Here is an 8,974-nt window from a genome sequence, read left to right as displayed (position 1 = left end):
TTATACTGTAACTTAAGATACTTGGGTCCTGGGTTCCACCCGTTCGGGATCCACATTGCTGGAGTTTGCGTCACGAGTCGCAATGTGGCGAAAGTCTCGCCCGACTTTCGTCACATGCAAGAGTGTGCGTTACAAGTCGCCGTGTGGCGAAAGGCTCCCCTTCGCCACGAAGTGTTTCTTTGGGGCGGGTGGCTCGGCGATACTGTCCACAGGACACTATCGTGGCTTTCGTATCGCCAGGTAAACAAGCGAAAAACTACCTTTAACGAGGTAGTTTTTTGCTTGTTTTTAATACTGTAATGTAAATGTAAGGAATGAAAGTACCGGGGGTCCTTCCTTTGGTATCCACACTGCAGGAGTGTGCGTTATGAGTCGCTGTGTGGCGAAAAGCTCGTCCTTCACCAGAAGTGTTTTTTTGTTGGGAAATGAGGGGAACGAGGTTGCAATACCTCAATATATGGGAAAAGTACTGCTTTTCGTCAACACTGCCAGCAAGTGCGGTTTTACTCCCCAGTATAAGGCTTGGAGACTGTTAAAACCGGACTTGGCTGGCAGTTTGATTGTTGCTGAGGTTACGCCGGAGCGATACCCAAGCTATTCACCATCCTAAGCCCGTCTGCGTATGCTGTCATTAAAGCTATTAAAAAGGCGGGTGTCAAAATGAAGGAACCTATCACTGAACGTACGCCACTAGTTATCGCGGCTGAGATTAATAGGATCAAACAACAAACTTGTAAAATCATGCTTAGCAATGCCATGGAGATCGGTAAGCGCCTGAAGGAGGCCAAGGCCCTGCTTCCCCAATGGAGAATGGGGAAAATGGGTGGTGGAATCAGTGAGCTATTCCCAGCGCACAGCAAACAAGCTGATGCAGCTTTTTCAAGAATATGGAGATAAACTATTTGCTGCCGGCGGCAGGTCAAATTCGCCGACGTGGGCGAATTTGAAATACTACCAGGCTCTTCTCCTGCTGGGAATTTCTTAAGATGAGCGGGAGAAATTTATCCTGCAGCATGATGTTGAAGATATAATCAAATGTATGGTCGAAAGGCTTAAAGAGTGGTCGACTGTTACTACGACGAATATGACGACCGTTGAACCCTCAGCTCTAATATCAACAACCGCAACTTGTGAACTCGTCGATCAAGGAACAAGGCAAGTCATAAAGGGAATCGAAGCCTAATTAACCACTGAAACCAACGGAACTAAAACCGTTGCCCTCAAGGCCTCCGAAGCCTTGGTACTAAAACAGCTGGCTGGAAGCACAAGTCCAGTCTGCGATTTGTAAAAACTTGGTTTTCCGGCAGCAGCCAATAGGAATTCTAACTTGACACTTTTAACAGCAGTTAAAAATAATTTATCATCATATACTTTACGGAAGCATAAGGGCACTTTAAATGTGGACAATTATTCCATATTATTCAGTATGCCAATTATATGAAAGATTGTAAAAAGGAACTCTTTCATTAATTCAATTTGACTATTGAGTTTAAAACAGCCTTTTTAACCTGCCCGCTAGTGTTTGCCACGGTTTCTTCGAGGCCTAGAATAGTTTTTTCTAAAATAGATAATCCATTATATGGAAATACATAAAAAGATATAAATTTATAATCCAATAATAATACCAGAATTGTAATGACTCTTAAAAGTCATACCTTATAATCTCAATTATAAAAAGGTGTTTTTTATAAAGACATCAGGCATTGGATTTCTGAATTGAAAGGAAAATATTGGTGGCAAGTGCATCAGGTGTGATCGTGCAGTCTGTAAATCGGGCGTTAGATATACTTGGATGTTTTAAAGGACAAGCGATAGAATTAGGTATTTCAGAAATTCCCGAAAAAATGGAGCTAAGCAAGAGTACGGTTTACGGATTGGTGAATACACGGCTTACAAAAGGTTATTTGGAACAGAATCCCCAAACAAAACGCTATCGATTGGGAATCAAGCTGTTTGAGTTGGGCACTTTGGTGTATAACCGTATGGATTTGCGAAACGAAGCCAAAGTATTTTGTGAGGAGCTTGGCGGTAAATACAATACCACCGTGCATCTGGCCGCTCATTATGGTGATGAGATTGTTTATATAGATAAGGTTGATGCCCCCGAGGCTGTAATTGTTTATTCCCAGACAGGTAAATGCGCTACTATGCATTGTACAGGTGTGGGCAAAGTAATCTTGGCTTTTTTGAGCGAAGATGAATTGAAACAGGTTTTTGCAAAAGAAGATTTCAAAAAATATACAGAGCATACAATCACGGATCAGGAGGAGTTGTACCGTGAACTGCGGCGTATTCATTCACGCGGATATGCTGTTGACAATGAGGAAATTGAAACTGGTCTGCGTTGTATTGCAGCTCCGATTTTCAATTATATGAATCAGCCGGTGGCAGCCATTAGTGTTTCTGCTCCGACAGTGCGGTTGCCGTTAGAACAAATTGAGGCTATCGCTAGGGATGTACAATATTACGCTCTCCAGATTTCACAAAGACTAGGGTATAGAAGCTGACTGAAACTTTTTTAACAGAGTTTAATGGCGTATTAAAAGAACGCTATTTTTTAATCCGAACTATGTTCGTCAATGACGAACACTTAGTAATTCTTCTATTGTATTAGTTGCATAAATCATAAAGAAGATGGAAAAATATTAACTTTGATGTTGAAATCTGAATGTTAAAGACGAAAGGAGATCTGAAGATGGGCCTAAATCTTTTGGAAAAACAGAACTCTGGATCAACCATATTACCCTCGATCATGTAAATTTGACTCAACTCGCCCAGACGGTGGCGGATGTGCTGGGACTTGAAAGAAGTAAAGTGCTGGTAGTGAATGTCCGTTCGGATCATATTGCCCTTGACATTATGGAAAACGATATTCCCGCCGGAAATATTGTTGGCAAAGAGCGGGCGGTGCTTGGCGCGCTTGCCAAACTGAAAGGCGTCCGCCTCTACGAGGATTCCTGTTTGCACTCCAACGGGATTCTCGGTCTAATCTGTCTGGAAGGGGAAAACTCGGTGGAAATGAGCAGGACAGTCAACCACATGGTGGATGAAATCAAAGAGCGCATTTCAAAGCGAGCGATTATCTTTCCGACGGGCTTTGTACTGAAACAGAATTTGATAGAGGACACTAATACCCCCTATTTAAAAACCTTTTAGAAGGGGAAGGCTATAAAGTGACCATCGGGGATATTATGGAAGACGATTTGGAGGATATGGAATGCCAAAATGTTGCGACTACTCAGAACCAAGCCCAGATAACACATGACATAGAATCGGCTATGGCAGAAGTAGTAAGCAGTGCTACTGGTCTATACGAGGAAACAAAAACAATCTAAAAATTTGCTCATTAATGAATATATCCGGACATCCAGGGATACGGACTCGGGGTGTAACTCGGATTTGTTTGGAAAGGAAAAATGAAATGGATAAATTAATTCAAGTATTAACTAAAAAGAAGATATCTTTCCAGAATATAGAGAAACCTCAATTGGACTTCTTTTGGAATATCATAATCTTCATCGTTCCTTTGATTAATATTCGAAAGCACAGTTATTAATAGGAATGTGTATGGATAATCGAAAACATCTTCACGTTCCAGATAATTTTGCCTATATAATTCGCAGTGGCGGGGGAAATTTACGTTACAGCGAGTTTAAAGTATCCTATGCTATTGCTATTGGCGGCGTAAAGGCGATAGCTCTGCTAGGCCATAATAATTGTGGTATAGTAAATATTTATTCTAAAAAAAGAGAAAAGTTTATTGATCGGTTAGTTGAAAATGCAGGATGGAACAAGAGATATGCCGAGGAGCATTTTATGAATTTTGCTCCAATGTATGAAATTGGCAATGATATAGATTTTGTATTAAGTGAGGCGGCACGAATAAGATTAAGATATTCGAAAATTTTATGTACCACTATTTTACAATATAGAGGATAATAAATTTTATCGCATGATTTTAGTCCAGTTATTTCACTAATAGTTAAAACACAGTATAAAGAAGATAGTTTTATATCTCCTTAATACTGTGTTTTAATGTGTCTAACAGGTATTGCCAGGCCGGACAACATTGATCTGGCAGCACATAAGCGGTTTACTTTTTTTCTCAATTACGGATTAGTGAGTGAACTATTTAAACTAGGTTAAGAAATATTATCTTAAAATAGGGAAAAGTTTGGGAATTCACGAATATATCTGGTCCGACCATCAGACATTGTGATATAATATGGAGGTAAATAGGTTTTAAAGGAGATGGATTTGTGGTCTCTAAGCTTAGTAATTTTGTTGCCAATAAAATAGCAAGTTTTATTCATGAACAAGGTGGGTTTGCTGTTATCGTATGTGATGAATCTGGGATAATCATGGCAGATTCTGCCCAAACTAGAGTAGGGGTACAGCATAAGGGAAGCCAGCAAATAATGACTACTAATATAGATTATACAGTTGTAACTCAAGAAGAGGCTGACGTTTCAAATGGGAAGTTAAAAGAGGGTTACAACCAAGCAATTAAAGTCGACGGTGTTAAAGTCGGCACCTTTGGAATTGCTGGTCCTTTAGATATCGTTAGTCCGGTTGCCAGGATTGCTGCGGGTATGGTTGTAACGATGCTGAGAGATGAAGAATTGAAAGACATCATGCGCAATCAAGTAAAAGCTTTAAGTAATGCTATAGAGCGAGCTGCCAGTGCTGTGCAACAAACAGCTGCTTCGGCACAAGAAGTAGCCGCGATTAGTCAAGCTATTGCGACAGAGGCGAAGGAGGGAGAAAATCAACTTAAATCCACTTCAGATATCTTGGGGCTTATTCGTAAAGTAGCCAAACAAACTAATCTTTTAGGTTTAAACGCAGCAATTGAAGCAGCTAGAGCAGGAGAACATGGGCGTGGCTTTTCCGTGGTTGCAGGTGAAGTTCGTAAATTGGCAGATGAAAGCAATCGTTCCGCCAATGAAATCAGTGAACTTTTACTGGAATTTCAGGCCATTATTCAAAAGATTACTGCAAGTTCGTTGCGCAACAGTGCAATCACGCAAGAACAAGCACAGGCTAATCAAGAAATTGCCAAATTAGTTGAAGGTTTACAGGAAGTAAGTGGACAGTTAGAATCGTTAGCTTTAAGTTTATAGGTCATGCCTAAAGTGCTTTATAACTAGACAGTATGATGCTTCATACACATAACATATCAAAGAAAAGGAGATATATATGGAAGTTTTTTTAGCCTATGGAAAGAATGGTTTGAACATAAATGTACCTGAACATACGAGAGTCGTTGAACCGACTCATTTGAAGTTACCAGAGAATGACCATGAGCTTGTATTAGACGCTCTTCGAGATCCTAAAGGGACAAAGCCGCTTAGAGAAATGGTTAAATCAACAGACAGGGTAGTCATTGTAATTAGCGATATCACTAGGCCGACCCCAAACTATAAATTAATTCCTTGGTTGCTTGAGGAACTTCCTCATGTGCCTATAGAAAATATTACCATCATCAATGGCCTTGGAACTCACCGTGACCAAACAAGGGAAGAATTCATCGAAATGTTAGGAGAAACAGTAGTAGATACTGTACGTCTTGTAAATCATCATTGTCACGAAAAATCAGAGCTTTCGCATCTGGGAACAAGCAGCTTTGGGTGTGAGGTATATTTAAATAAAGAATATGTTGAAGCAGATTTTAGAATAGTAACAGGGTTCATCGAGCCTCATTTCTTTGCGGGTTTCTCTGGTGGACCTAAGGGAATTATGCCTGGCATAGCGGGAATAGAAACTATATTAACCTTCCATAACGCTAAAATGATTGGGCACCCACTGGCTACCTGGGGAGAACTAGATAAGAATCCACTTCAAGAAATGACGAGGGAAGTTAATAATTTTTGTAAACCGAATTTCCTTCTTAATGTAGCTCTGAATGGAGAGAAAGAGATCACCAATGTATTTGCTGGTGAGTTGGTTGAAGCTCATGCTATTGGCTGTGCATATGTCAAAGAGCAAGCCATGGTCAAATGTGAGAAGCGTTATGATGTTGTAATTACAACGAATGCAGGTTACCCTCTCGATCAAAATTTATACCAGGCCGTAAAGGGCATGGATGCTGCTCGGATGATTGTCAAACAAGGTGGGACGATTATTTGTGCCGCAGAATGCAGTGAGGGCATGCCTGAACATGGGAATTTTGTTAAAATACTCCAAATGCGCAACTCACCAAAGGAACTTTTAGAAATGATTAACGAGCCGTCATTTCAAATGTTTGATCAGTGGGAAGCACAAAGATTGGCTATGATTCAGGAGTGGGCAGATGTATACTTGTATTCCTTGTTGCCTGAAGAATCGACAAGAATTGCAAATTTAACTCCTACGAGGGATATCGAACAGACTTTGAGGGAACTAACGGGTAAATATGGAGATAATATGAGTATTGCTGTTTTGCCACTTGGACCTCTTACGATTCCGTATGTCGAAGAATAAGGTGTACCTAATTTTCGCTTAGGAGTAGTTTTAGTATAAATAAATTAATTAGAAAGGGACGTCGTTTATCTGAACGAGGTCCCTTTCTAAAAAATAACTAATCTATAACACCCGAACCCTGCTCGGCCATTTCCTTCTCTGCAAAGGTAATCATTTTCTTGACCATATTGCCGCCGATTTGACCTACTTCTCTGGTTGTCATATTTGCAAACCCTTTTTCTTGAATGTCATCGTCTAAATTTAGCTCTTCAGCTACTTCCCATTTAAGCTCATCCAACTGCCTTTCGGATTCTGGAACTTCAGGTGTATTACGACTCATATTTAACCATCCTCCTTTTTCAGTTGTTTGTTTAGACAGTATTATCCTAACCATTTAAAAGGTCTTTATACGTTTAATAAAAGCATAAATTTAGCCATAACTTAACAATATGGATTAATTATGTCCATAGAAGACAGTGTACTAGGCTTTATTTAGCCATGGCAAATAATAAGTATGATTCAGATGATTGTGTATTTTATAGACAGGCATAAAGGATATTTGCACCTCTTGTCGAACTATTCATACTATGTAGACCAAGCCTTATAAAGAAAACTTGTCTAGCGCCAAGCCATAGGCGCTGGCCAAGGATGGCCGAGTGTCCCTGTAGCCAAGGATGGCGAGAAGGGGCCTTCCCAAAATATATAACTATAAGTTGAACTTTCTGGCTAGTATTATAGTAAGAGTTCACTCATTATTATAATGAAGACATGTAGAAAATGGAGTTAATAAACTTGGATAAGGGATAAGAATAACTGAAAGGAAAGGTTAAGTTTTTCCGAGTTTTCTTAACTGGAGACGATGTGCATGAAATGTCTTTAATGGGAGGAGTATTTGAGGTCATTGAACAGACTGTCTCCCAACATAAAGTAAAGAGAGTGCTCCAGGTTAAACTAAAAGTTGGAGTACTTACAAATGCGGAACCGGATGCGCTGCAAATGGCGTTTGAAGCTTATGGCAAGGATACCATATGTGAAGGTGCAGAACTGTTAGTAGAGCGTATAGACGTGCTTGGTCGCTGTCAAAACTGTCATTACGAGTTTAACGTGACGGGGATGTTTTTTCTCTGTCCAAAATGTCAAGATATCAACATTAAAGTTATTCAAGGTGAGGAACTATTACTTGAAAGCCTGGAGGTAGAATAATGGAAGCAACACGGCGTGAAATTGAAGTCATGGCAAATTTACTTAACTCGAATGATACTCAGGCAGAAATAAATCGTGCTCATTTTCGAAAGAGTCATTGTTTGGCTATTAATATGATTGGCTCACCAGGAGCAGGAAAAACTTCGCTTTTGGAAAGGTCGTTGCCCCTCCTAATCAGAAGTCTTGGTGTGGGGGTTATAGAGGGAGATATTTTTACTAGTAAAGATGCGGATCGAATAGCTATACACCAGATACCTGTAATCCAGATTAATACTGGTGGAGGATGTCATCTTGACAGTAAAATGGTTAGTAAGGTTTTGTCGGACTTTGATTGGGATGCCATTAATCTGATGATTATCGAAAATGTTGGGAACTTGGTTTGCCCTGCGGATTTTGATCTGGGTGAAGCATTTAAAGTCATCGTGCTTAGCATTGTTGAAGGAGATGATAAACCTTCGAAATATCCTGTGATTTTCCGCAATGCGAAAGCGGTTGTTCTAAATAAGATGGATCTGGAAAAATTGACTGACGTAAATATGGAGACGATGAAACAAGATATTCTAGCGATTAATCCACACATACGAATTTTCGAAGTATCTTGTCGCAATGGAAATGGGATAAATGAATGGATTAGTTGGCTAAGTCAAGAGGTGATAGAGTACCGGGAACAGGAAGGGTAACAATAGGGATTGGTTAGTTGAGGCGCTGGAAGTACTGCGAGGTATAGCTAACTGCCTTTCGAAGAATAATTTCAAGAATAACAAGAATAATATGTATCAAAATAAATGTAGGAGCCTTTCACCACTGCAAAGATTTAGAGTGGTAAAAGGCTCTTGAATTTTATGTCGAACCAAATTTTCCTTCGTGCTGAATGGAGTGAATTTCCTTTATTACTAACTCACTCAAACGAGGGAATAGGGCTTCGATTTCAGGGCTTATTTCTAAGCCCCATTCTAAACTTTTAGGTTGAATACCAAAAATTAAGGTTTGTGGAGCATGCCCTAATAAATTAGCCATGGTTAGTACTTCAACGATGCCAATCTGATGAAATGATACTTCATATTGTTCGGGGATTATTTGAAGATCCCCTGGTTGAAAGCGAAACAGTGCTCCAGGTTCAGCGTTAGCATTTAAGGCATCGACGATAATAAGAAAGTCTACATCTTGTATTAAATGAACGAGCTCTAGTCCAGCTGTCCCCCCTTCAAGCAGTTCTACATTGTCGGGGAACGTACTCTTAGCTAGTTCGTCCAAAAAACGAACTCCTAAACCTTCGTCAGATAAAAGGATGTTTCCTACTCCCATCACCATAATTTTGGGCGATTGCATG

General features: G+C 40.0%; 9 protein-coding genes and 3 pseudogenes. 10 read left to right on the top strand and 2 right to left on the bottom strand.

Annotation, left to right across the window (positions count from 1 at the left end):
• Positions 1-367: 367 nt before the first annotated feature.
• From LJE72_RS26405 to larA, 8 genes and pseudogenes are all read left to right on the top strand, one after another.
• A pseudogene (locus tag LJE72_RS26405) lies at positions 368-535 on the top strand (hypothetical protein); the annotation flags it as partial.
• A 125-nt stretch (positions 536-660) separates the two neighbouring features.
• Positions 661-982 (top strand): annotated as a pseudogene (locus tag LJE72_RS22475) (DUF3102 domain-containing protein); the annotation flags it as partial.
• A 751-nt stretch (positions 983-1,733) separates the two neighbouring features.
• Positions 1,734-2,507: an IclR family transcriptional regulator gene (locus LJE72_RS22470; RefSeq protein ID WP_229250210.1), complete on the top strand. Its 774-nt coding sequence runs from the start codon at positions 1,734-1,736 to the stop codon at positions 2,505-2,507.
• Positions 2,508-2,790: 283 nt separating this feature from the next.
• Complete coding sequence (locus LJE72_RS22465; RefSeq protein WP_229250209.1) at positions 2,791-3,156, top strand: hypothetical protein; 366 nt, start codon at positions 2,791-2,793, stop codon at positions 3,154-3,156.
• Between the two features lie 17 nt (positions 3,157-3,173).
• Positions 3,174-3,335 carry a hypothetical protein gene (locus LJE72_RS22460; RefSeq protein ID WP_229250208.1) on the top strand — a complete coding sequence of 54 codons (162 nt, stop codon included), beginning with the start codon at positions 3,174-3,176 and terminating at the stop codon, positions 3,333-3,335.
• A gap of 86 nt (positions 3,336-3,421) precedes the next feature.
• A pseudogene (locus tag LJE72_RS22455) lies at positions 3,422-3,979 on the top strand (carbonic anhydrase).
• A 280-nt stretch (positions 3,980-4,259) separates the two neighbouring features.
• The gene (locus LJE72_RS26400) at positions 4,260-5,123 is read left to right on the top strand and encodes a methyl-accepting chemotaxis protein (RefSeq protein WP_229250206.1); all 864 of its coding nucleotides are present in this window, start codon (positions 4,260-4,262) and stop codon (positions 5,121-5,123) included.
• A gap of 76 nt (positions 5,124-5,199) precedes the next feature.
• Complete coding sequence (larA, locus tag LJE72_RS22445) at positions 5,200-6,462, top strand: nickel-dependent lactate racemase (protein ID WP_229250205.1); 1,263 nt, start codon at positions 5,200-5,202, stop codon at positions 6,460-6,462.
• A gap of 97 nt (positions 6,463-6,559) precedes the next feature.
• On the opposite strand, the gene LJE72_RS22440 is transcribed toward larA, so the two are convergent.
• The gene (locus LJE72_RS22440) at positions 6,560-6,781 is read right to left on the bottom strand and encodes an alpha/beta-type small acid-soluble spore protein (protein ID WP_229250204.1); all 222 of its coding nucleotides are present in this window, start codon (positions 6,779-6,781) and stop codon (positions 6,560-6,562) included.
• Between the two features lie 521 nt (positions 6,782-7,302).
• On the opposite strand from LJE72_RS22440, the gene hypA reads away from it, so the two are divergent.
• Both hypA and hypB read left to right on the top strand, forming a co-directional pair.
• Entirely contained in the window at positions 7,303-7,644 is a 342-nt protein-coding gene (hypA, locus tag LJE72_RS22435) for a hydrogenase maturation nickel metallochaperone HypA (protein ID WP_229250203.1), read from the top strand.
• Complete coding sequence (hypB, locus tag LJE72_RS22430) at positions 7,644-8,324, top strand: hydrogenase nickel incorporation protein HypB (RefSeq protein WP_229250202.1); 681 nt, start codon at positions 7,644-7,646, stop codon at positions 8,322-8,324. The genes hypA and hypB overlap by 1 nt, the downstream gene beginning before the upstream one ends.
• Before the next feature lie 160 nt (positions 8,325-8,484).
• On the opposite strand, the gene LJE72_RS22425 is transcribed toward hypB, so the two are convergent.
• Complete coding sequence (locus LJE72_RS22425; protein ID WP_229250201.1) at positions 8,485-8,973, bottom strand: HyaD/HybD family hydrogenase maturation endopeptidase; 489 nt, start codon at positions 8,971-8,973, stop codon at positions 8,485-8,487.
• Between the last annotated feature and the right edge of the window lies 1 nt (position 8,974).

This window comes from Desulfosporosinus shakirovi (assembly GCF_020595055.1).
Classification (GTDB): domain Bacteria; phylum Bacillota; class Desulfitobacteriia; order Desulfitobacteriales; family Desulfitobacteriaceae; genus Desulfosporosinus; species Desulfosporosinus shakirovi.
The sequence above is the reverse complement of the archived record's forward strand: the minus strand, read 5'-3'. Positions and strand labels throughout refer to the sequence as shown.

Excerpts from the sequence above, each read along its gene's own strand:
- LJE72_RS22425 (WP_229250201.1), bottom strand. The coding sequence starts at position 8,973 with ATGCAATCGCCCAAAATTATGGTGATGGGAGTAGGAAACATCCTTTTA.
- LJE72_RS22440 (WP_229250204.1), bottom strand. The coding sequence starts at position 6,781 with ATGAGTCGTAATACACCTGAAGTTCCAGAATCCGAAAGGCAGTTGGAT.
- larA (WP_229250205.1), top strand. The coding sequence starts at position 5,200 with ATGGAAGTTTTTTTAGCCTATGGAAAGAATGGTTTGAACATAAATGTA.
- hypB (WP_229250202.1), top strand. The coding sequence starts at position 7,644 with ATGGAAGCAACACGGCGTGAAATTGAAGTCATGGCAAATTTACTTAAC.